Annotated in this window: 4 protein-coding genes; all 4 read left to right on the top strand. The window is 73.9% G+C overall.

The genetic code is table 11. The features are described from left to right. Positions 1 to 13: 13 nt before the first annotated feature. From AC07EG_RS05505 to AC07EG_RS05490, 4 genes are read left to right on the top strand one after another with little or no spacing between them, the layout of a single operon-like run. On the top strand, positions 14 to 11,515 hold the full coding sequence (locus AC07EG_RS05505; protein WP_478251809.1) for a type I polyketide synthase: 11,502 nt from the start codon (positions 14 to 16) through the stop codon (positions 11,513 to 11,515). A 36-nt stretch (positions 11,516 to 11,551) separates the two neighbouring features. After that, positions 11,552 to 16,132 (top strand): type I polyketide synthase, encoded by a 4,581-nt coding sequence (locus tag AC07EG_RS05500; RefSeq protein WP_478251808.1) that lies wholly within the window; start codon positions 11,552 to 11,554, stop codon positions 16,130 to 16,132. After that, positions 16,129 to 24,144 (top strand): hybrid non-ribosomal peptide synthetase/type I polyketide synthase, encoded by an 8,016-nt coding sequence (locus AC07EG_RS05495; RefSeq protein ID WP_478251807.1) that lies wholly within the window; start codon positions 16,129 to 16,131, stop codon positions 24,142 to 24,144. Before AC07EG_RS05500 ends, AC07EG_RS05495 begins: the two co-directional genes overlap by 4 nt. Then, positions 24,141 to 25,700 carry a formyltransferase family protein gene (locus AC07EG_RS05490; protein ID WP_478251806.1) on the top strand — a complete coding sequence of 520 codons (1,560 nt, stop codon included), beginning with the start codon at positions 24,141 to 24,143 and terminating at the stop codon, positions 25,698 to 25,700. Before AC07EG_RS05495 ends, AC07EG_RS05490 begins: the two co-directional genes overlap by 4 nt. The last annotated feature ends 26 nt before the right edge of the window (positions 25,701 to 25,726 follow it).

Genomic DNA, 25,726 nt, shown 5'->3' with positions numbered 1-25,726 from the left:
AGGGGAAGACTCGATGGAGCAAGGAACCGGGCTGGAGATCGCCGTGGTCGGCCTCGGCGGCAGGTTTCCCCAGGCGCCGGACGTCGCGCGGTTCTGGTCCCTGCTGTGCGCCGGTGGCGAAGGCATCCGCGAGCTGACCGGCGACGAGCTGCGCGAGTCCGGCGTGGACCCCGCGGAGGCCGGTGCGGCCGGCTACGTGCGCGCGGCGGCGGTGGTCGACGGCGAGGACCGGTTCGACGCCGGTTACTTCGGCTGCACCCCGCGCGAGGCGGCGCTGCTCGACCCGCAGCAGCGCCTGTTCCTGGAGTGCGCGGCCGAAGCGCTGCAGTCGGCCGGGCACGACCCGGAGCAGGAACCGGGGGCCATCGGCGTGTTCGCCTCGGTCAGCGTCAACGAGTACGGCCTGCGCAACGTCTACCCGCACCGCGGCCTCGACGACGTGGTCGGTTACCTGCAGAAGCTGCTGGCCAACGACAAGGACTTCATCGCCAGCCGGACCGCGTACAAGCTCGGCCTGCGCGGGCCCGCGGTGACCGTGCAGACCGCGTGCTCCAGCTCGCTGGTCGCGATCCACCTGGCCTGCCAGTCGCTGCTGGCCGGGGAGAGCGACCTGGTGCTGGCCGGTGGCAGCACGGTCCGGGTACCGCAGCGGATCGGGTACCACGGCGGGGAGAACGGCATCGCCTCACCGGACGGGCGCTGCCGCCCGTTCGACAAGCTCGCGGCCGGCACCGTTCCCGGCAACGGCGCCGGGGTGGTGGTGCTGCGCCGCCTGCAGGACGCGCTCGACGACGGCGACCCGATCCGCGCGGTGATCCGCGGTTCGGCGATCAACAACGACGGCGCGGCGAAGATCGGCTACACCGCGCCGAGCGTGACCGGGCAGGCCGAGGTGATCCGCGCCGCGCTGGCCGCCGCGGAAGTGCACCCGGACACCGTCGGCATGGTGGAGGCGCACGGCACGGCCACGCCGCTGGGCGACCCGATCGAGGTGACCGCGCTGACCCGGGCCTACCGGTCGGCGGGGGCCACCGGCGCCGGGTACTGCGCGCTGGGCTCGCTCAAGGGCAACGTCGGGCACCTCGACTCGGCGGCGGGCGTGGCCGGGGTGATCAAGGCGGTGCTGGCGGTCGAGACCGGGCTGATCCCGCCGAGCCCGCACTTCACCGAGCCGAACCCGGAGATCGACTTCGACGGCAGCCCGTTCTACGTGAGCACCGGCCTGCACGAGTTCCCCGGCCACGGCCCGCGCCGGGCCGCGGTCAGCTCGTTCGGCATCGGCGGCACGAACGCGCACCTGCTGCTGGAGCAGCCGCCCGCGAAGGTGGCGCACAGGCGGGGGCGCGCGGCCGAGACGATCGTGGTCTCCGCGCGGTCGGCCGCCGCGCTGGCCCGGTCGAGCGAGCGGCTCGCCGAACACCTGGCCACCCACGACGGGCTGAACCTGGCCGACGTCGCGCACACGCTGCAGACCGGCCGGACGGCGATGGCGCACCGGCGAGCCTTCAGCGCCCACGACGTCGAGGAGGCCGTGCGCGCGCTGCGGGATCCCGAAGCGGGCACCACGGCCGAAGCGGGGGAGGGCACGGCTTCGGTGGCCATGCTGTTCCCCGGCCAGGGCAGCCAGTACGCGGGCATGGGCAGCGGGCTGCACGCCGAGGAGCCCGCGTTCCGCAGAGCGCTGGACGACTGCGCGAGCCTGCTGGAGTTCGATCTGCGCGCGCTGCTGTTCACCACCGGCGACGAAGCGGCGCAACGCCTGGGGCGCACCGAGTTCACCCAGCCCGCGTTGTTCGCCGTGCAGTACGCGATCGCGCGGTTGTGGGAGTCGCGGGGGGTGCGGCCCGCCGCGATGCTCGGGCACAGCATCGGCGAGTTCGTCGCCGCGCACCTGGCCGGGGTGTTCAGCCTCGAAGACGCGCTGCGGCTGGTGGTCCGGCGCGGTGAGCTGGTGCAGCGGGTGCCGGGCGGGGCGATGCTGGCGACCCGGCTGCCCGCCGCCGAACTGGCCACCCTGCTCGACGGCGAGCTGGCGCTCGCGGCGGACAACGGCCCGGCCGATTCGGTGGCCTCCGGTCCGGTGGCGGCCGTCGAAGCCCTGCGGGACCGGCTGACCGGGCGCGGGGTGCGCACCCGGTTCCTGCGCACCGCGCACGCCTTCCATTCGCCGCTGGTGGAGCCGGTGCTCGACGAGTTCCGCGCCGCGTTCGACGGCGTCGAGCTGCACGCGCCGCGGATTCCCTACCTGACCAACGTGACCGGCACCTGGGTGCGGCCGGAGGAGGCGGTCGATCCCGGGCACTGGTGCCGCCACCTGCGGGGGACGGTGCGCTTCGCCGAGGGCGTCCGCGCGCTGCGCGAGGCGGTCGGCGGCGTGCTGCTCGAAGCCGGGCCGAGGCGGACGCTCAGCTCACTGGCCGCCGCGCAGACCGGTGCCGAAGGCGTGGTGCCCACGCTGCCCGCCGCCGATCCCGGGACCGAGGGCGCGCAGCTGGCCGCCGCCACGGGCGCGGTCTGGGCCGGGGGAGTGCCGGTCGACTGGGCCGGGCTCCGCGGTGCCGAACGCCGCTCCCGGGTCGAGCTGCCCACCTACCCGTTCGAACGGCGGCGGTACTGGATCGACCCGCCGGAAGACACCGCGCGGCCGGCCGGCCCGCGGGTCCGGACCTGGGAATCGGGTACCGCACCCGCCGAGGGCGGCCCGTTCCTGCTCCTGGCCGGCGACCCGCTCACCGCCGAACTCGGAAACGCCGCCACGGTCACGAATCCGGACGACGTCGAGGCGGCCGCCCGCGAACACGGCCCGCTGCGCCTGGTGACCGCCGAAGCGCCGGGACCCCACGAGCACCTGGTCGCGGACGGACTGCTCACCGGCATCACCGTGCTCACCCACGGCGGACTCGCGGTGGAAAGCGCCGACCGCGCGGAAGAGACCGCGGTCGCCCTCGCCGCCGCGGGCACCCATCGCGTGGTGGACGTGGACCGCCTGCCGTCCGGTGGCCGTCGCCGAGCGGCCGTGCTGCGCTCCCTGATCGCCGACGCCTCGGCCGCCGACGGCCCGGAGGTCGTGGCCTACCGCGGAGACCAGCGGTACGTGCCGGGCCTGCGCCCGGTGGAAAGCACCGGAGCCGGTTGGCTGCGCGCGGGGACCACCTTCGCCGTGGCAGGCACCCGCGGGCCGCTCGCCGACGCCCTCACCGGCGTCACGGTCCGTCCCGCCGCCGAACTGGGCACCGCCGACGGGGTGCTGTTCGAAGGCGCTCCGGCCGAGGACGCCGGCCAGCTCGCACGCGAACTGCTCGACACCGCCGCCCGGCTCGACGCGGAAGCCGTGGTGCTGGTGCTGCCGTGCACCACCGTTGAGGAGCGGGTCTTCGCCCGGCGCCTGGGCATGGCCGCCCAGGACGCGGACGTGAACTGGATCGTGCTGGAGTGGGACGGCGAACGCCGCCCGGCCGAATGGGCCGCCGCGCTGGCGACCACCCGCGCCACGGCGCTGAGCGCGTCCGCCCCCGCCGTGGCGTGGCTCGACACGGGTGACGTGGCGGAAACCCCGGTGGGAGCACCGGAGCGGACCGCCACCGAGGAACAGGTCGCCGGGCTGATGGCGAACCTGCTCGGCGTTCCGGATGTCGGCCTGCGCAAGGACTTCTTCGCGCTCGGCGGGCATTCGCTGCTGGCCACCCAGCTGGCCGCCCAGCTCACCGACCGCTTCGGCGTCGAGCTCCCGGTGCGGGACCTGCTCACCGAGCCGACCGTGGCGGGTATCGCCACCGTGCTCGACGGCCTGCGCGCGGCACCGGCCGGGCCCGCGCTCCCGGAACTGCGCCCGACCCCCGCCGACGGCCCCGCCCCCGCGTCCTCGACGCAGGAAAGCCTGTGGTTCCTCCAGGAACTCGATCCGGCCAGCGCGTTCTACGTGATGGCCAACGACGTCTGGCTGACCGGCGAACTCGACACCGGCGCCCTGCGCGCGGCACTGGACGAACTGGTCCGGCGGCACGAGACGCTGCGCACCGCGATGCCGCTGGCCGACGGCCGCCCGGTGCAGGTGGTCGGCCCGCCGCGTGCGCAGCCGCTGCCGGAGCTGGACCTGTCCGCGCTCGAAGACCCCGAGGCCGAGGTCGCGCGGATCGCCGCCGGGTTCTGCCGCGAGCCGTTCGACCTGCGTACCGGTGACCTGCTGCGGACCCGGCTCCTGCGCCTGTCGCCGACGCGGCACGTGCTGCTGGTCTCGACCCACCACATCGTCTCCGACTACTGGTCCAGCGGCCTGCTGTTCCACGAGATCTTCCGGTTGTACGAGTCCTTCGCGGCCGGGCGCTCGCCGGACCTGCCCGAACTGGCCGTGCAGTACCGCGACTACGCGCGCTGGCAGGCCGCCGCGCACGAGGGCCACCACCTCGACGACCAGATCGCGTACTGGAAGCAGCGGCTGGCCGGGGCCGCGCCCCTGCTGGAACTGCCCGCCGACCGCCCGCGCCCCGCGGTGCAGAGCCGCCGCGGCGGCTGGCAGGAGTTCTCGCTGAGCCCGGCCGCCACCGAGCGGCTCAAGGAACTGGGCCGGGAGGCCGGCGCCGCGCCGTTCATGGTGCTGCTGGCCGCGCTGAAGGCCGTGCTGCACCGCTACACCGGCCGCGAGGACCTGCTCGTCGGCACGTTCAACGCCAACCGCACCAAGGCCGAGCTGGAGCCGGTGATCGGCCTGTTCGCCAACACGCTGGTGCTGCGCACCGAGGTCGGCGGCGAGCTGAGCTTCCGCGAGCTGCTGGCCAGGGTCCGTGACACCTGCCTCGGCGCCTACCAGCACCAGGACGTGCCCTTCGAACGGCTCGTCGACGAGATCGCGCCCGGCCGCGACCTCAGCAGCAACCCGCTGTTCCAGGTGATGCTGGTGCTCGAATCCGCCCCGGTGGGCGAGATCGGCGCCAGCGGCCTGGAGGTCGACGTCCGCGCGCTGGACAACAACACGGCCAAGTTCGACCTGCTGTTCATCGTGTTCCCCGGCGAAGAGCGCGGCGCGTTCCACGGCCTCGTCGAGTACAACGCCGACCTCTTCGACCCCGAAACCGTCGAGCGGATGGCCGGGCACTTCACCACCCTGCTCACCGCCGCCGTCGAAGCACCGGACACCCCGGTCGGCCGCCTGCCGCTGGTCGACGGCGCCGAGCAGGCCCTGCTCACCGCGTGGGCCGGGAACCCCGATCCCGAACCCGCCGGGGAAACCCTCGTCGACCTCTTCGAGCGCGAAGCCGCGGCGCACCCCACGCGGGCCGCCGTGCGCACCGCGGACACCACGCTGTCCTACGGCGCGCTGGACGAAGCGGCCAACCGGCTCGCCCGGCGGCTGGTCGAACTCGGTGCCGGGCCGGAAGCACCGGTCGCGGTCTGCCTGCCGCGCGACGAGCACCTGGTCGTCACGCTGCTCGCGGTGCTCAAGGCCGGAGCCGCGTACGTGCCGCTCGACCCGGCCTACCCGGCCGAACGGCTGACCTTCATGCTCGCCGACTCCGGTGCCTCCGTGGTGGTCACCACCGAGGTGCTCGCGGATTCGCCCGCCCACGTGCTCCGCCTCGGCGACCCCGCCGAGGCCGCCGGGATCGCCGGGCACGCGGCGACCCCGCCCCCACGGGCACTGACCCACCGCTCGGCGGCCTACCTGCTCTACACCTCCGGCTCGACCGGACGGCCGAAGGGCGCGATCACCGAGCACGGCGGCCTGCGGGTGCTGCTGGACTGGGGCCGCGCCCTGTTCCCCGACGAGCTGCTCGCCGGCGTGCTCGCCTCCTCGTCGGTCTGCTTCGACTCCTCGGTGTGGGAGCTGTTCCTCCCGCTGTGCCACGGCGGCTGCGTGGTGCTGGTGGAGAACGTGCTCGCGTTGCCGCGGCTGCCCGAGCCGGTGGCCGCCGGGGTCCGGATCGTCAACACCGTGCCATCGGCCGCCGCCGAACTGGCCAGAACCGGCGGGATCCCGCGCGGGGTCGAGGTGGTCAGCATGGCCGGGGAGGCGCTGCCGAACGCGGTGGTCACCGACCTGCACCGGCTGCCGGGCGTGCGCCGGGTGCTCAACCTGTACGGGCTCACCGAGGCGAGCGTCTACTCGACCTTCGCCGAGCTGCCGGGCGGACCGGTGGACGGCAACGCCACCATCGGCGGTCCCGTGCCGGGTGTCCGCGTCTTCGTGCTCGACGGCAGCCTGGAACCGGTGCCGCTCGGTGTGCCGGGGGAGCTGTACGTGGCCGGACCGGGTGTCGCCCGCGGTTACCACGACCGGCCGGGGCTGACCGCCGAGCGGTTCCTGCCGGACCCCTCCGGCACACCGGGATCGCGCATGTTCCGCACCCGCGACCTCGCGCGCTGGCGGCCGGACGGCACGCTGGAGTTCCTCGGCCGGGCCGACCACCAGGTCAAGGTCCGCGGCTTCCGGATCGAACTCGGCGAGGTCGAAGCCGCCCTGCGCAGCCGGGCCGGGGTGCTCGAAGCGGCGGTCACCACGACCACCGAACGGGGTGGCACCCAGCTCGCCGGGTTCTACGTGCCGGACGGCGAGGACCCCGGTGAGGACGCGATCCGGGCCGCGCTGCGCGAGGTCCTGCCCGAGTACATGGTGCCCGCGCACCTGCGGCGCCTCGCCGCGCTGCCGCGCACGCCGAACGGCAAGTTCGACCGCGGCGCGCTGCCCGAGGTGTCCGCGCCCACCCGTGGCGGTGGCCGCGGTGCCGCCCGGACCGCGGCCGAAGAGGTGGTCAGCGGGATCTGGGCGAAGGTGCTCGGGGCCGGTGAAGTCGGGCCGGAGGACAACTTCTTCGCGCTCGGCGGTGACTCGCTGCGCAGCCTGCGTGTGCTGGGCCTGTTGCGGGAGCGGGGGTTCGCCCTCGAACTGCAGGACCTGTTCCGCTGCCAGACCGTGGCCGAGCTGGCCGCCGCGCTCGAACACGGCGGGCGCGTGCCGGAACCGACCGCGCCCTTCGACCTGGTGTCCGAAAGCGACGGTGAACTGCTGCCGCCCGGCCTGACCGACGCCTACCCGATGGCCGCGGCGCAGGCGGGCACGCTGTACCACAGCACGATCGACCCGAACACCCCGATCTACCACGACCTGATCGGCTACCACGTCCGCGCGCCCTACGACGAGCAGGCGCTGGGCGCGTCGCTCGCCGCGGTGGTCCGGCGGCACCCGGCGCTGCGCACCTCGTTCGACCTGGTCACCTACAGCGAGCCGATGCAGCTGGTCTGGGCCGAGGCGGAACTGCCGCTGGAGTTCGGCGATCTGCGTGAGTTCGCCGACGCCGAGCAGGCCGAGCGGATCGAGGCGTGGCTGGAGGAGGAGAAGACCCGCGGCTTCACCTGGACCCGCGCGCCACTGGCCCGGATCAGGGTGTTCCGCCGGGCGGCGGACCGCTTCACCATCGTGGTCAGCTTCCACCACTCGATCCTCGACGGCTGGAGCATCTCGACCCTGTTCGGCCACTGGCTCAGCGACTACCGGCGCCGCCTGCGGGGTGAGCCCGGTGGACTGGACGAGCGGGACACCGGGGCCTACCGCGAGTTCGTCGCGCTGGAACGCCGTGCCGCCCGCGACCCGGAGCAGCGGGACTACTGGTACCGCAAGACCGGTGCGCTGCCGTCGCTGCGCCTGCCGGAGACCGCGGGCACGGTGGCCGGACCGCGTGGCGCGGCCCGCCAGTACCTGCTGGACGGCGGCGTCGCCGACCGGTTGCGCGAGGCCATGCGCGCCGAAGGGCTCACGGTCAAGTACGCCTGCCTCGCCGCGCACCTGTGGGTGCTCGGCCAGGTGACCGGGCACGCCGAGGTCTACACCGCGCTCGCCGCGAACGGGCGGCCACCGCAGTCGGGCGTCGCCGAGGAATGCGGGCTGTTCGTCAACGGCGCGCTGGTGCGCACCACCCTCGCCGACGGCAGCTGGACCGATCTCGCGCGCACGGTGTTCGACGCCGAATGCGAGCTGATGCCCTACCGGCACTTCCCCTACGCCGAGGTGCACCAGCTCGCCGGGGCGGGATCGACCGTGGAGACCGGCGTCAACTTCGTCCGCTACCTCGCCTACGAATCGTTGGCGGACAACGAAGACGTGCACGTGCTCGACTCGACCCTGTTCGAGGAGACCGAGTTCCCGTTCGCGGTCTACTTCGTCGCGGATCCGCAGAACGCCGAGATCCTCATCCGGGTCCAGTACGACGGGCACCGCTTCGGCGCCGACTGGATCGACGAGGTGGCCGGGCGGTACCTGACCGCGCTGGAGCGGTTCGCCGCCGATCCGGCCGCCCCGTACGGCAGGCCGACCGGGCTCACCGACCGCGTGGCCGAGCGGTTCGGGTTGCCGCCGGGCGGGGTCGAGCGGATCTCCGCGTTCACCCCGGTGCAGCGCGACCTGTACCTCGAACACGCCGCCCGGCCCGACGTCGGCGCGTTCATCCCGGCCTTCTCGCTGGACCTCGGGCCGGACGGGGACGCGGACCGCTGGCGTGCCGCCGTGCGGTCGGTCACCGCGGCCGAGGAACTGATGCGCTCCGCCCCGGTGCTGCTCGACGGCGAACCGGTGCTGGCCGTGCTGTCCCCGGCCGAAGTGGCCTGCCCGCTGCTCGACGTGCGCGAGGCGGCCGAGCAGCCGTACGGCCTGCTCGACGCGATTCCCGAGCACGCGCAACGGCCCTACGCCCCGGAAGGTGAGCCGCTGATCCGGCACCTGCTGGTCCGCGACGAGCACGGGCACCTGCAGGCGGTCGTCGGCGCGCACCACGCGGTGATCGACGGACCCTCGGTGCCGCTGATGTTCCGGCGGCTGGTGGACGCCTACCACGGCCGGGACGGGGGCCGGGACGGCGCCGAGTCCTTCCTCGACCGCGTGCCCGAGATCGCCGCGCGCTTCGACCGCCCGGAAACGCTGGACTACTGGCGCGGCCTGGCCGCGACTTCGGCGGCGCTGGAGATCCCGCCGGTGCCCGAGGGCGCCGGCCGGGCCGTGCTGCGGCCGGTGGCCTCGCTCGAAGGTGACGACCTGGCGGCCGTCCGCACCTGGTGCGAGGCCAACGGCCAGCGGTTGCCGGGCTTCCTGCTGGCGTTGTTCGCCGCCTTCGCCGGACGGCATTCGGCGGGGGAGGACGACTACTTCGTCTACACGCTGGCCGGTGGCCGTCCGCCGGAGCAGGCCGATTCGCTCGGCTGCTACCTGCACGTCGTGCCGGTGCACGTGCCCCGGCCGGGGCCGGCGGAATCGGCGGCCGACTACGCCGCGCGCTTCCGCCGCCGGCGGCGGGACGCACGCGGGCACGAGGCCGTCTCCGCCTTCCAGCAGCGCCGGATCCTGCCCGAGGACAACCTCCGGTTCGTCTTCAACTTCCTGCCGGCCAACCTGGTCGCGAAGGTGGGTGGCGACGTCGCGTACGCCACCTACGAGGACGTGCCGTTCGACGAGGCGCACCTGACCCTGCGCGAGTACGACGACCACATCGAACTGCTCTTCCAGTGCGCGCCGGAGCTGCTGTGGGGGGAGCACTTCGCCGCCGCGTTCGCCCGGTTCGCGGTCGCCGCGGTCTCCGGCGGCCCGTTGTCCGCGGTGCCGTCGGTGCACGGTGGAGCCGAAGCCTGGCTGCGGCGGGTCGGCACCGGTGCCGCGGTCGAACCGGGCTGGGAGACGGTGCTGGAGTGGGTCGAGCACACCGCGGCGGCCCAGCCGGACACCGTCGTCCTGTCCGAAGGGGACCGGCAGTTCACCCACCGCGAACTGGGCGAACAGGCGAACCGGCTGGCCCGCGACCTGGTCGCGCTCGGTGCCGGGCCCGGCGAAGTGGTCGCCGTGGCGGTGCCGCGCTCGGCCGAGCTGGTGGTCTCGCTGCTGGCCGTGGTCAAGACCGGTGCCGCGTTCCTGCCGATCGACCCGGAACTGCCCGCCGAGCGGGTGGCGATGATGATCGGCGACGCCGGGGCGGAACTGGGCCTGACCGTCACCGGCACCCTGCCGGTCCTGCCCGAGCTGGAGTGGCTGGTGCTCGACGACGCCGACGACGGTGGCGACGCAGCCGCGTCGGCACGCCTGGCCGGACTGCCCCCGCACGACCTGAAACCGGAGATCTCCGGCGGGACGCCGATGTACGTGCTGTTCACCTCCGGGTCCACGGGACGGCCGAAGGGCGTGGTCGTCGAACACCGCGGTGTGGTGAACCGGCTGCACTGGATGCAGGAGGAGTTCGAGCTGACCGGCGCCGACGTGGTGGCGCAGAAGACCCCCGCCGGGTTCGACGTCTCGGTCTGGGAGTTCTTCTGGCCGCTGGTCGCCGGGGCGCGGCTGGAGGTGCTGCCGCCCGGCGCCCACCGCGATCCCGGCCAGCTGGTGAAGGTCATCCGCGCGGCGGGGGTCTCGGTGCTGCACTTCGTGCCGTCGATGCTGAGCGTGTTCGCCGAAGACCCCGAAGCGCCGGAGTGCACGAGCGTGCGCGACATCGTGTGCAGTGGTGAGGTCCTGCCGGGCGCGCTGCGGGACCGGGTGGCCGAGGTGCTGCCGGGTGCCCGCCTGCACAACCTCTACGGGCCGACCGAAGCCTCGATCGACGTGACGCGCTGGGCGTGCGCCGAGGATTCCGGGCCGTCGGTGCCGATCGGCCGGGTCGTGCCGAACACGACGCTGCACGTGGTCGACGCGGCGGGCCGGCTGGTGCCGCCCGGGGTGGCCGGTGAACTGTGCATCGGCGGGGTGCAGGTGGCGCGCGGGTACGCCGGGCGACCGGACCTGACCGCCGAACGGTTCGTGCCGGATCCCCACGGCCTTACCGGTGCCCGGGTGTACCGCACCGGGGACCGCTGCCGGTGGCGCGCGGACGGCGCGCTGGACTACCTCGGCCGCGACGACGGTCAGCTCAAGATCCGGGGCCAGCGCGTGGAACTGGGCGAGATCCAAGCGGTGCTGGCGCAGCACGAGGACGTCCGGGAAGCGGTGGTCCGGGCCCGCGACGGCGGTCGCGGCGAAGGCGACGTGCTGCTCGACGCCTACCTGGTGCCCGCCGGGACCGAACTGTCCACAGCGGACGTGCGGGCCCACGCCAGGGTGGTGCTGCCGGGTTACATGCTCCCGGCCACCTGGACCGTGCTGGACGCGCTCCCGGTCACCGCGAACGGCAAGCTCGACCACCGCGCGCTGCCCGCCCCGGACGACGTCACCGAGAACTCGGCGGCGGTGGTGCCCGCCACCGAACTGGAGGCGGCGATCGCGGCGGTGTGGGCGGAGACGCTGGACCGCCCGGTGCCCGGGGTGACGGACAACTTCTTCGACCTCGGCGGGCATTCGCTGTTGCTGCTGCGGGTGCACGCCCGGCTGCAACGGGCCCTGGACCGGCCACTGCGGATCGTGGACCTGTTCAGCCACCCGACGGTGCGGGCGCTGGCCGCGCACCTCGGCGGCGCCGACGGTGGCGAACCCGCCGCGCGACCGCGGGCGGGCAGGCGGCGGGCCGCCGCCGAACTGCGGCAGAAGCGCCTCGGGGCCAGGGGCGCGCGGTGAACGACGGAATGACTACGAGACGGTCAGGTGAGGTTTGTGAGTGATCCGGTAGACGCGATCGCGGTGGTCGGCATGAGCTGCCGGTTCCCCGGCGCGGACGACCCCGAGCGGTTCTGGGCCAACCTGACCGCCGGTGTGGAGTCCATCTCCACCTTCGACCCGGCGGAGCTGCGGGCGGCCGGGGTCGACCCGGCGCTGCTGGACCACCCCGGGTTCGTGCCGCGGGGCGGGGTGCTCAGCGACATCGACCGGTTCGACGCCGCCTACTTCGGCTACAGCCCGCGCGAGGCCGAGCTGATCGACCCGCAGCAGCGGCTGTTCCTCGAATGCGCGGCGGGCGCGCTCGACGACTCCGGGTACGACCCGGCGCGGTTCGACGGCGTGGCCGGGATCTACGCCGGGGTCGGGCTCAGCTCGTACATGTGGAACAACATCTACCCCAGCGAAAGCGAGCTGGCCGACGTCAGCCAGATGCAGATGATCCTGTCGGTGGACAAGGACTACCTGGCCACGCGCGCGGCGTACAAGCTCGACCTGCGCGGGCCCGCGGTGACCGTGCAGAGCGCCTGCTCCACCTCGATGGTGGCCATCCACCTGGCCTGCCAGGGCCTGCTCACCGGTGAGTGCGACATCGCGCTGGCCGGCGGGGCGTCGCTGATCCTGCCGGAGGTCCGCGGGTACGTGTACGAGGAGGGCGGCGTGCTCTCCCCGGACGGGCACTGCCGCTCCTTCGACGCCGACGCCAAGGGCACCGTGCCGGGCAGCGGGGTCGGCGTGGTGGTGCTGCGGCGCCTGGAGGACGCGCTCGAAGACGGTGACCTCATCCACGCGGTCGTCCGCGGTTCGGCGGTGAACAACGACGGTTCGGCCAAGGTCGGCTACACCGCGCCCGGCACGCGCGGGCAGACCCAGGTGATCACCGACGCGATCAGCGCCGCGGGTGTGGACGTGAACACCATCGGCTACGTCGAGACGCACGGCGCGGCCACCCCGCTCGGCGACCCGATCGAGGTGACCGCGCTCGCCGACGCCTTCCGCGCGCTCGGCGCCGACCACGACCGCGCGTGCGCGATCGGCTCGCTGAAGTCGAACATCGGGCACCTCGACTCGGCGGCCGGGGTGGCCGGGTTCATCAAGTCGGTGCTGATGGTCAAGCACGGCAAGGTCCCGCCGAGCCTGCACTTCCGGACACCGAACCCGAACATCGACTTCGCCTCGATGCCGTTCCACGTCAACGCCGAACTCGCCGACTGGCCGGTGCCCGGGGTACCGCGCCGGGTGGGCATGAGCTCGTTCGGCATCGGCGGCACCAACGCGCACATCGTCGTCGAGCAGCCCCCGCCCCCGCGGCGGCGGGCGCCCGGGGGAGGGTGGTGGCCGATCCTGCTCTCCGCGCGCACCCCCGCCGCCCTGGAGCGGGCCACCGACCGGCTGGCCGAGCACCTGCGGGCGCACGAGGTGGCCCTGGCGGACGTGGCGGGCACCCTCGCCACCGGCCGCCGGGTGCACGCCCACCGCCGGGCCGTGGTGGCGGCCGACCTCGCGGACGCGGCGAAGGCGCTGGAAAGCCGGTCGCCGGAGGTGTTCACCTCGGCCGGGCCCGCCGGGAGCCGTTCGGTGGTGTTCCTCTTCTCCGGCGTGGGTGACCAGTACGTCAACCTGTGCTCCGGGCTGTACCGGGACGAACCGGTGTTCCGCGCCGAACTCGACCGGTGCGCCGAGCTGTTCACCCCGCACCTCGGCTTCGACCTGAGGGAGCGGTTGTTCGACACCGGCAACGACACGGCCGAACGCGGTGAGCTGCCCGCCGACCCGTTCGCCCGCCTGCTCCAGGAGCGCGAGGCGGGTCCGCTCGACGAGACGATCGTCGCGCAGCCGCTGCTCTTCGCCGTCCAGTACGCGATGGCGCGGCTGTGGATGCACTACGGCGTGCGCCCGGACGCCCTGCTCGGCTACAGCGTCGGCGAGTACGTCGCGGCCGCCATCGCCGGGGTGTTCTCGCTCGCGGACGCCACCTGGCTGGTTGCCCGCCGCGCGCGGTACATCGGCGGCCTGCCCGGTGGCGCGATGCTCGCGGTGATGAGCGCAGCCGAGCAGATCGAACCGCTGCTGGGTGACCGGCTGTCCCTGTCCGCCGTGGACGCGCCTTCGCTGTGCGTGGTCGGCGGCCCGGCGGAGGAGGTCGACGCGCTCGCCGACCGCCTGCTCGCCGACGGCATCGCCAGCCGCCGCGTGCCCGCCGAGCACGCGTTCCACACGTGGATGATGCGCCCGCTGGAGGAACGCCTGCGCGCCGATTTCGACGGGGTGAGCCTCAAGGCGCCGGAGATCCCGTACCTGTCCAACGTCACCGGGCAGTGGGTCACCCCGGCCGAGGCGACCGACCCCGGGCACTGGGCCCGGCACAGCGTGGCCACCGTCCGCTTCGCCGACCAGGTCGAGGCGATGTGGCAGCTGACCGCGCCGGTGGTGGTCGAACTGGGGCCGGGCCGCGCGCTGGGGAGCCTGCTCGTGCAGCACCCCGGCCGCGCCGACGACGGCCTCGTGCTGGCCACCGCACCCGCCGCGCACGATCACGCGGACGACCGGGCGGTCCTGCTCGAAGCGCTGTCCAGGGCCTGGCTCGCCGGGGTCGAGGTGGACTGGCCGGAACTGCACGCGAGCGGTGGGTGGGGGCGGGTGAGCCTGCCCGGCTACCCGTTCGAGCGCAACAGCTACTGGCTGTCCGCACGGGCGCCGGGCAAGACCGCCCCGGTGCCGCGAACCACCGGCAGGCAGGCCGATCCGGCGGACTGGTTCCACCTGCCGAACTTCTCCCGCGCCCTGCCGCCGGAGGCCGCCGCGGACGCGGCGGCCGGGGAGACCTGGCTCGTGGCCGGGGACGCCGAGTCGATCGCCGGTGCGGTCGCCGCCCGCTCGGCCGCCCGGGTGATCCGGGTGAGCTGGGGCGAGGCGTTCACCGACCACGGCGAGGACCGCTACACCGTCGATCCCGGCGATCTGGACGGCTGGCTGACCCTGCTGCGCGGGCTGAAGGGCTCCGTGCCCGGGCGCGTGGTGTTCGGGGTGGACGGTCCGCAGTGGGACTTCACCGCCTTCCACGGGCTGGTGCTGCTGATGCGGGCGTGGACCGAATGCGGACTGGTCGACGACGTGGAGATCGGCGTGCTGTCGGTGTCCGGGCTGGCGGTGGCCGGGGAGACCGAGGTGCGGCCGGAACGCGGCATGGTGGCGGCGCTGTGCCGGGTGATCGGCCAGGAACTGCCGCAGGCGCGCTGCCGGTTCATCGACACCGCCCCGGCGGTCTGGGCCCGGCAGCGCGAGCGGCTGCTGACCCACCTGCACGCGGAGGTCGTGGCGGGGGAGGACGATTGTGTCGCCTACCGCGGTGACACCCGCTGGGTGCGCGGCTTCGTGCCGGCCCGGCTCGCGGCCACCGGTGCCACGCGCCTGCGTGACGGCGGGTGCTACCTGGTTTCCGGCGGGCTCGGCCGGATCGGCGCGGTGATCGGGGACCTGCTGGCCACGCGCAAGGCGCGAATCGGCGTGATCCGGCGGTCGGTGGTGCCCGCCCGCGAACAGTGGGACGACTACCTGGCGGAAGCCGATCCGGACGACTCGGTCGCCGCGGAGATCACCACGATCCGGCGGCTGGAAGCCGCGGGCGCCACGGTGGCCACCGCCTCGGCCGACGTCGCCGACGAGGAGACCTTCGCCGCCGCGGTGGCGCGGCTGGAACAGGAACTCGGCCCGTTCGACGGGGTGTTCCACGTGGCCGGGGTGGTGACCGCGGACGGCGTGGTGCCGCTGGCCGGGGCGACGCCGGAAAGCGCGGAACCGCACCTGGCCGCGAAAGCACGCGGGGTGCGGGTGCTGGCCGGGGTGTTCGCCGGGCGGGAACTCGACTTCGTGCTGCTGTGCTCGTCGATCGCGTCGGTGCTCGGCGGGATCGGGTTCGCCGCCTACGCCGCGGCCAACCTGTACACCGAGTTGTTCGCGGCCGGTAGGTCCGCCGCCGACGGCACCCCGTGGACGGCACTGGCCTGGGAGGGCTGGACCGTCGAGGGCGACGACGATGCGGCGGCCACGCTGCGCGAGTACCTGATCGACGAGGACGACGCGAGGGGTGTGCTCGACCGGGTGCTCGCCGGGAGCCTGCCCGCCCAGCTGGTGAACTCGACCGGCGACCTGGAGTCCCGGTTCGACCAGTGGTCCGGCGGCGGTGACGACGGTGAGCCCGCACCCCGTCACGGTGGCGGGCACGCGCGCCCGGACCTGCAAACCGCCTACGTGGCACCGGCCACCGAGCTGGAGAAGCTGCTCGCCGGGGTGTGGGCCGGCCTGCTCGGCGTCGACCGGGTCGGCGTGCACGACAACTTCTTCGAACTCGGCGGCCACTCGCTGCTCGGCACCAGGGTGATCTCGCGCGTGCTGAAGGAACTGCGGGTCCAGGTGCCGCTGCACACCCTGCTGACCAGCCCGACGGTGGCCGAACTCGCCGCCGCGGTGGCGGAACTGAAGGCCGCGCCGGCGGCGCCGTCGATCACCCGCGTCGACCGCGGTGGTTACCGGCAGCGCCGCGAAGCGGCCGAGCCGACAGGAGCGATGACCCAGTGAGCGCAGAGCACGAGCAGATCCACCGGTTCCCGGCGTCCTTCGCCCAGCGGCGGCTGTGGCTGGTCCAGCAGGTCGACCCGGGCAACCCGTTCTACCTGATCCCGATGGGGATGCGGTTGCGCGGTGACCTCGACGTGCCTGCGCTGCGGCGGGCGCTGGCGGCCGTGGTCGACCGGCACGAGGCGCTGCGCACCGGTTTCGCCGTCGAGGACGGCGAGCCGGTGCAGGTGGTGCGCGGCCGGGTGGACGTGCCGCTGCCGGTGACCGACCTGCGTGCGCACGCCGACCCGGAGGCGGAGCTGGCCCGGCTGGAGGCCGAACTCGGCGCGCGCCCGTTCGACCTGGCCGAGCCGCCGCTGTTGCGTGCCCTGCTGGTCCGGCTGGGCGAGGCCGACCACCAGTTGCTGATCACCATCCACCACATCGTGTGCGATGCCTGGTCGCAGGACATCTTCTTCCGCGAGCTCGGCGAGTGCTACGCCGCCTTCGCCAGGAACGAGCCGCCCGAGCTGCCCGAACTCGCCGTGCAGTACCCGGATTTCGCGATCTGGCAACGCGACCTGGCCGAGACGCCGGAGTTCGCCAGCCAGCTGGACCACTGGCGCGAGCACCTGCGTGACGCGCCCCGGCTCTCGGCGCTGCCGCTGGACCGGCCGCGCCAGGCGAAGCGGGACCACCGCGGTGCCTGGCACGACTTCGTGGTCCCCGCCGGCGTGCTCGACGAGCTGCGCACGCTGGCCAGAGCGCACAACTGCACGCTGTTCATGGTGGTGTTCGCGGCCTTCTCGGTGCTGCTGTCGCGTTCGGCCGGGCAGGACGATCTGGTGATCGGCTCGCCGATCACCGGCCGGGGCCGCCCGGAACTGGAGGACCTGGTCGGGTTCTTCGTCAACACGCTGCCGCTGCGCGTCGACCTCTCCGGTGATCCGGCGTTCACCGAACTGCTCGCCCGGGTGCGCCGGACCTGCCTGGACGGGGTGGCCAACCAGGACGTGCCGTTCGAGAAGCTGGTCGAGGAGCTGGCGCCGGACCGCGACCCCAGCCACGACCCGCTGTTCCAGAACATCCTGGTGTTCCAGGGACCGGCGAGCGCCGAGGTCGGCGTCGGCGACCTGTCCCTGGAGTACCAGGGGAAGAACAACAACACGGCGAAGTTCGACCTGTCCCTGTACGCGGGCGAAGCCGAGGACGGGCTGCGGTGTTCCTTCGAGTACGCCACCGCGTTGTTCGACCCCGAGACCGTCGAACGCCTCGGCCGCCGCTTCACCACGTTGCTGACCGGGATCACCGCGGACCCCGGCACGCCGCTGTCCGCGTTGCCGCTGCTGGACGGCGGTGAGCGCGACCGCCTGCTGGAGTGGGGGCAGCGCGGCTGGCCCGAGGTTCCGGTACCGGAAGCCACCCTGCCGGAACTGGTGCTCGGGTCGCCTCCGGACGCGACCGCGGTGTGGCACGGGGACCGCGTGCTGACCTACCGCGAGCTGGACCGGGAATCCGCGCACCTGGCCCGGCGCCTGCGGGCGGCCGGGGTGGGGCCGGACGTGCGGGTCGGCGTGTGCCTGCCGCGCACCCCGGACCTGGTCATCGCGTTGCTCGCGGTGCTGCGGGCCGGAGGCGCCTACGTGCCGCTGGACCCGGAGTACCCGGCCGAGCGGCGGCGGCTCATGCTCACCGACGCGGACGCTCCCGCGTTGATCACCGACGACCCCGGCGCCTTCGGCGGCTACGAAGGGCAGGTGCTCGCGGTCGGCGGCGACGGCGCCCAGGCGCCGCTGCCGGAAACGCCGCCGTCCGGGCAGAGCGCTGCCTACGTCATCTACACCAGCGGCTCGACCGGTCGTCCGAAGGGCACGGTCATCTCCCACGACGCGGTGCGGCACCTGCTGTCCTGGGGCCGCGACCTGCTCGACGACGACGAACTGGCCGGCGCGGTCGCGACCTCCTCGGTCTGCTTCGACGCCTCCGTGCTCGACCTGTGGGTGCCGCTGGCCTTCGGCGGCCGGGTGGTGCTGGTGGACAACGCGCTGCACGTCGGCACGCTGCCGGAGGAGGCGGCCGCGATGGCGCGGTACTTCTTCGCGGTGCCCTCGGTGGTCGGTGAACTGCTGCGGGCCGGGCACCTGCCCGGTGGCCTGCGCACCTACATCGCCGGGGGCGAGGAACTGCCCGCGGCCACCGCGCGCGCGATCTTCGACGCCGGTGCCCGCCGGGTGGTCAACGTCTACGGCCCCACCGAAACCACGGTCGTCGCCACCAGCCTGGAACTGACCGCCGGCGAACAGCCGGACGTGCACCTCGGCCGGCCCCTCGGCCACGCCAGGGTGTTCGTGCTCGACGACACGGGTGCCCTCGCGCCGACCGGGGTGTTCGGCGAGCTGTACATCGGCGGTCCGGGGGTCGGGCTCGGCTACCTGGGCAACCCGGCGCTGACGGCGTCGCGGTTCGTGCCCGATCCCTTCGGCGGTCCGGGGGCGCGGATGTACCGCACCGGCGACGTGGTGCGCTGGCGGTCCGACGGCGGACTGGAGTTCCGCGGCCGGGCCGACCACCAGGTGAAGATCCGCGGGTTCCGGATCGAGCTGGGTGAGGTGGAGGCGGCGCTGGCCGGGTTCCCCGGCGTCACCGAATCGGCCGCGAAGGTGGTCACCACCGAGGCGGGGGAGCGGCTGCTGGCCGGGTACTTCACCGGGGGCGTGGACACCGACGCGGTGAAGGCGTTCCTGCGCGAACGCCTGCCCGCCTACCTGGTGCCCGGTGTGCTGGTCCGGCTGGACGAGTTGCCGCGCACGGTGAGCGGGAAACCCGATCGCTCGCGCCTGCCCGAGCCGCGGCCCGCCGCTCGCGAGCCCCGGCGCGTGGCCCCGCGCAACCGGATGGAACAGCTGGTGCTCGGCATCTGGCAGGACGTGCTGTCCCGGCCCGACGTCGGGCCGCACGACAACTTCTTCGACCTCGGCGGGCATTCGCTGCTGCTGATCCGCATGCACACCGCGCTGACCGAGGCGCTGCCGGTGACCGTGCCCTTCGCCGAGTTGTTCCGCCACACCACGGTCAGCACGCTCGCCGCCTACCTGCGCCAACTCGTCGAACCCGTCACGCCGAAGGCCGTTCCGAAGGAGGAGAAACCGGTGCGCAGCAGCGAGAACCCCAGCGCCAGCGAGAACGGCATCGCGGTGATCGGCATGGCCTGCCGGTACCCCGGTGCGAGCAGCCCGGAAGAGTACTGGCGGGTGCTGCTGGACGGCCTCGAAACGATCACCACCGCCACCCCGGACGAGATCCGCGCGGCGGGGTTCGGCGACGACGCCTTCGCCGAGGACTTCGTGCCACGCGGTGGCGCGCTCCAGGGCATCGAGTACTTCGACGCGGGCTACTTCGGGTACAGCCCCAGCGAAGCGGAGCTGATCGACCCGCAGCAGCGGCTGTTCCTGGAGTGCTCGGCCGAGGCGCTGCAACGCGCCGGGCACGACCCCGAGCAGTTCGACGGCGGCATCGGCGTCTACGCCGGGGTCGGGCACAGCGATTACATGTGGCACAACACCTTCGTCAACCAGGAGACGGTGCCGAACTCCAACGGCGCGCACCTGCTGATCTCCTGGGACAAGGACCACCTGGCCACCCGGGTGTCCTACAAGCTGAACCTGCGCGGCCCGGCGATGACCGTGCAGACCGCGTGCTCCACCTCGCTGGTGGCCACCCACGTCGCGGCCCGCGCGCTGCTCGCCGGTGAGTGCGACATGGCGCTGGCCGGTGGCGCGTCGATCCTCATCCCGAACGTCGGCTACAAGTGGGTCGAGGGCGGGATCTTCAGCCCGGACGGGCACTGCCGCCCGTTCGACGCGGCTTCGCAGGGCACGCTGCCGGGCAGTGGCGTCGGGGTGGTGGTGCTCAAGCGGCTGGCCGACGCGCTCGCCGACGGCGACCCGGTGCACGCGGTGATCCGCGGTTCGGCGATCAACAACGACGGTTCGGCGAAGGTCGGCTACACCGCGCCGGGTGTGGCCGGGCAGGCCGAGGTGATCCGCAAGGCGCTGGCCGCGGCGGGCACCGAACCGGGCAGCATCGGGCTGATCGAGGCACACGGCACCGGCACGGTGCTCGGCGACCCGATCGAGGTGACCGCGCTGACCCAGGCGTTCACCGAGCACGGCCCGCTGCCGCCCGCGTCCTGCGCGCTCGGCTCGGCCAAGTCGAACTTCGGCCACCTCGGGACCGCGGCCGGGGTCGCCGGGCTGATGAAGGCGGCGCTCGCCGTCGAGCACGGGGTCGTGCCGCCGTCGCTGCACTTCGAACACCCGAACCCGAACACCGAGCTCGACGGCAGCCCGTTCTTCGTCAGCAGCGAACCGGCCGCCTTCCCCGGTGACGGCCCGCGCCGCGCGGGGGTCACCGCGCTCGGGATCGGCGGCACCAACGCCCACGTCGTGCTGGAACAGCCGCCGGCGCGGCAGCCGTCGACGCCGGGCCGGGGCTGGCAGATCCTGCCGCTCTCGGCACGCAGCCGCGGCGCGCTGGACACCGCGACCAAGGAACTGGCCGACCACCTCGCCGGCGCGCCGGACACCGACCTCGCCGACGTGGCGTACACGCTGCAACTCGGCCGGACCGCGCTGGACCAGCGCCGGGTGGTGCTGGCCAGGACCACCGCCGAGGCCGCCGAACTGGCGCGCGATGGTGCTGATGGTGGTGAGGAGTTCCTGCGGGTTCGCGAAAGCGGTGACGCGCAGAGTTCCTGGACGCTGGTGCTGCCGGGTGCCTTGCCGGTCGCGCCGGGCAGGCTGGCGAAGCTGTACTGGCGGCTGCCGGTGATCCGGTCGGCGGTCGACGACTGCTGCGAGCTGCTCACCCCGGGCCTCGGTGCCGACCTGCGCGAGTCGGTGTTCCTGGCGCCCGCCGACGAACCGGTGGACCCGCGGTTCGAGAACGCCGCGCGGTTCGTCACGCTCTACGCCCTGGCCCGCGGCCTGACCGAGCTGGGCCTGCGGCCGGACGAGCTCGCCGCGTCCGGTGCCGGTGAGCTGGTGGCCGCGTGCCTGACCGGTGTGCTGGACCTCCGGCAGGCGGTGTCCGTGCTGCTGGGCCACGGCGCGCCGGAGGCCGGTGCCGCGCCGGAGACACCGTGGAGTTCGGTGGCGTGCGGCGGTTTTGTCACCGGGGACGAACTGGCCGATCCGGAGTTCTGGACCGGCGGCATCTGGGCCGGTGGCGACTTCGGCGAGGTGCTCGAACCACTGCTGGACGACCCCGCGCAGGTGCTGGTGGTGGCCGGGGCGACCGCCTCGGTGCCGGGCTGGGAACCGCCGTCGGGTGAGCTGGTCGAGGTGCTGCCGGAGGACTCGGCCGACGCCGAGTACGACTTCGCCGCGGCGCTGGGCAGGCTGTGGCTCTCCGGCGCGGTGGTGCACTGGAAGTCGTTGTTCGAGGGACAGCGGCGGGCGCGCCTGCGGCTGCCGACCTATCCGTTCGAGCGCAGCCGCTACTGGCTGGAGCCGCCCGCCGAGGCGAAGCCGTCGGCGACCGCGGTACCGGCGGGCGAGCGGGTCACCGATCCGGCCGACTGGTTCTACGCGCCCTCGTGGAAGCGCGCCACCCGCCCGGTGGCGGCGGGCACCGGCGGCACCTGGCTGGTGGCCGGAATGGACACGATCGCCGGTGACGTCGCCGAACTCGGCGCCGACCGGGTGATCCCGGTCCACTGGGGACGGTCGTTCGCCGACCTCGGCGAGGACGGCTACCTGGTCGACCCGGAATCACCGGCTGACTGGGAAAGCCTGGTCCAGGCGCTGCGGGAAGCGGGCGAGGCGCCCGACCACGTCGTGCACGGAGCCGGGGTGATGGACGACGACGCTCCCGGTGGTTACGACTCGTTCCTCGCCGTGCTGTTCCACGCCAGGGCGCTCGCCAAGGCCGGGGTCACCGGGGTGAACCTGTCCGTGCTCACCGTCTCCGGGCTCGCCATCGCCGACGAGCCGCGCGTGCTGCCCGAACGCGGCATGATCTCCGGACTGCTGCGCGTGGTCGCGCAGGAAGCGCCGGGACTGCGCTGCCGGTTCGTCGACGCGGGCCCGGTGGGGACCGGGAAGCGGCGTGCACGCCTGCTCGGCAGGCTCGCCGCCGAACTGCTCGCCGGGGACGAGCCGTGCGCCGCCTACCGCGGTGAGCACCGCTGGGTGCCCGACCACGTCGCGGTTCCCCTGCCGGAAGCCGGTTCCTCGGTGTTGCGGCCCGATGGCTGCTACCTGATCGTCGGCGGGCTCGGCCGGATGGGCACGGAGATCGCGCGGGTGCTGGCCGGGGCCCGGATCGGCCTGATCCGGCGTTCGGCCCCGGCCGCCGACGAGATCCGGGTGATCCGGGAACTGGAGTCCGCCGGTTCGGAGGTGGCCGCGATCGCCGCCGACGTCGCCGACGAGACCGCGTTCAGCGACGCGGTCGCCCAGCTGGAGGAGCGGCTCGGCCGGTTCGACGGCGTTTTCCACGCCGCCGGGGTGGTCTCCGGTGAGCGGCTGGTCCCGGTGGCCGACGCGACTGCCGAATCGGCACGGGCCCACCTGGCCGCCAAGGCCGACGGTGCCGCGGTGCTGGCCAGGGTGTTCGCCGGGCGGGAGCTGGACTTCGTGTTCCTCTGCTCGTCGATCTCCTCGGTGCTCGGCGGTGCCGGTTTCGCCACCTACTCGGCCGCGGCGGTCTACGCCGAACTGTTCGCCGCGCGCCAGTCGATGGCCGGGGAGACGCCGTGGATCGCGGTCGCCTGGGACAGCTGGCGGAACACCGGCGAGCTGGGCCTGGACGGCGGTGAGGCGCGGGAGGTGCTGCGCCGGGTGCTCGCCGCCGATCCGCTGCCGCAGCTGGTGGTGTCCACCGGGAACCTGCCCGCGCGCATCGCCGAGGCGGCGGGTGGTCCGGAAACCGGTGACACGGCGCAGGGAACCGGTGAGACCGTCTATCCCCGGCCGGACCTCGCCACCGAGTACCTGGCTCCGCGCGACGAGACCGAACGCCGGATCGCCGGGCTGTGGCAGGGCTTGCTCGGCATCGACCGGGTGGGCGTCCGGGACAACTTCTTCGAGCTGGGCGGGCATTCGCTGCTGGCGGTCCGCCTGGTGAGCGCGTTGCAGGCGGAGTTCGGCGACACCACGGTTTCCCTGGCCACCGTGCTCAAGGCGACCACGGTCGAACTGCTCGCCGGGGCGGTCGCGGGCACCCCGTCCGGCGGGAGCGCCTCGTGCGTGGTCCCGGTGCGCACCACCCCGGGTGCGCCGAAGTTGTTCCTGGTGCACCCGCTCGGCGGCACGGTCCTCTGCTACCACGCGCTGGCCGGTCAGCTGGCCCCCGAGTGGTCGCTGTACGGGCTGCAGTCGCCGTCGGTGTCCGGCGACGGCCCGGCTGGGCCGTCCTCGGTCCCGGAACTGGCTGCCCGCTACGTCGCCGACCTGCGTGCCGAACAGCCGGAGGGCCCGTACCACCTCGGCGGGTGGTCCCTCGGCGGGGCGATCGCCTACGAGATGGCCCGGCAGCTCACCGCTGCCGGGCAGCGGGTGGCCGAAGTGGTGGTCATGGACGTCGAGCCGCCGGACCCGGACCAGCCGGTGCGCACCACCGAGGCCGAGATCGTGCTGGCCCTGCTCGACGCCCGCGACGTCGCGGTGACCGACCTGCCCGAGCCGGGCCCCGGTCCGGTGGCCGAGCGGATGCGCGCCTACGCCGACTGGGCCGGTGAACGCGGGCTGGTCGAGCCCGGCCCGGACACCGACCGGCTGGTGCGGTTGTTCGTGGCCGCGCACCACAACCTGAGCGCCTGGCGGTCCTACCGGCCCGAGCCCTACGCCGGGCGCGTGGTCTTCCTCCAGGCCGAGGAAAGCGGCGCGGACGGCGCGGACTGCTACGGCTGGCGGTCCTACGCGAGCGCGATCGAACCGCACAAGGTGCCCGGCGGCCACGAGACGATGCTGCGTGAACCCCACGTGGCCACGGTCGCCAAGGTGCTGGCCGGATCGCTGGTCGAACCGTGACGGGGTACGACTGCCTGCTGATCGGCTGGGGCGCGCTGCTGGTGGAGAGCGCCGAGCTGCTCGCCGCGCGCGGGCACCGGGTGACCGGCGTGGTCACCCGGTACCCGCCCGCGCTCGACTGGGCCGGCGAGCACGGCGTGCCGGCCGCGGCCCGGCTCGGCGAGCTGCCCGGCCGCCCGGACTACCTGTTCAGCATCACCAACGACGTGGTGCTCCGGGAGGCGGACCTGGCGCTGCCCCGGCGGATGGCGATCAACCTGCACAGCTCGCTGCTGCCGAAGTACGCGGGTGTGCACCAGACGACCTGGGCGCTGCTGCACGGCGAGACCGAGCACGGCGTGACCTGGCACGAGATGGTCGCCGAGGTCGACGCGGGCCGGATCCTCAAGCAGGCCGCATTCCCGGTCGAACCCGGCGACACCACGCTCGCGCTGGACGTGCGCTGCCACGAACACGCGTTGCTGTCGCTGAAGGAACTGCTGGACGACCTGGAGGCGGACACGCTGAACCCGATCGCGCAGGACCCCGCCGGGCGCACCTACTTCCCGGCCCGCCGGCTGTTCCCCGGCGGCGGCCTGGTCACCGGGGAGCAGACGGCGGCCGAGCTGGACCGCTGGTGCCGGGCGGGTGAGTTCGGCCGGTTCGACAACCGGTTCGGCAGGCCACGGCTGGTCGCCGGCGACGAGGCGTTCCTGGTGACCGGGCTGCGCCCGCGGCCGGGGCCGGTCGAGGCCGAGCCGGGCACGGTGCTGGGCACGGAACCGGTCCGGGTGAGCACCCCGGACGGCGCGGTCGAGCTGACCAGGTTGTCCACGGTGGATGGTGAGACGGTGTCGCCGGGTGCGGTGCTGAGTGCGGGTGACCGCCTCGGTGCGCCGGAGGGCGGTTTCACCACCTGGTTCGAGCAATGGGCACCCCGCGAGGGTGCCTGGCTCGACCGGCTCACCGCGTGCACCGGCGTCCCGGACCGGGTGGTTCGCCCGCTGTGGACGCCCTCGCCGGTGACACGCGGGACCACACTGGTCCGGCGTGCGCTGGTGGACCGGCTGCGCGACCCGGCGACCGAACTGCTGACCGCCTGGCTGGCCTGCCTCGGCACCCGGTACGGGACCGTCCGGTACAGCGACGACGACCGGCGCGCGGCGGTGGCCGGGCTGGAGGCACTGGTCACCAGGGACGTGCCACTACCGGTCGAACTGCCGCCGGAACTCGGCTTCGCCGGGGCGACGGCCGCGGTCGAGCGGGCACTGGCCGGACCGCGCGGCAGCTACCTCCGCGACCTCCCGGCGCGGTATCCGCTGCACGGCCTGGCGAACCGGCCGATGCCGCTCGCCCTCGCGGTGACCACCACCGGCACGCGGCTCGATCCGGCGCCCGGCACGGCCGCGGTGCTGGTGATCGACCTCGCGACCCCGGCGTTCCACTTCGCGGTGACCGAGCACCTCGGGCCGCCGCGCGAGGTGGTCCGGGAGTTCGCCGGGCTGGCGCAGTCGGTGCTGACCCTGATCGAGGCGGTCGTGGAACGGCCCGCCACCCCGCTCGCCGCCCTGCGCTGAGCGGCCCACCCGAAGGAGAGAAGGAC

The sequence above is a fragment of the Amycolatopsis sp. NPDC045836 genome, from assembly GCF_056431745.1.
This window is presented reverse-complemented; position numbering and strand designations above follow the sequence as displayed.

Bases quoted from the DNA above. Each gene is read 5' to 3' on its own strand.
- AC07EG_RS05505 (WP_478251809.1), top strand. From the start codon at position 14: ATGGAGCAAGGAACCGGGCTGGAGATCGCCGTGGTCGGCCTCGGCGGC.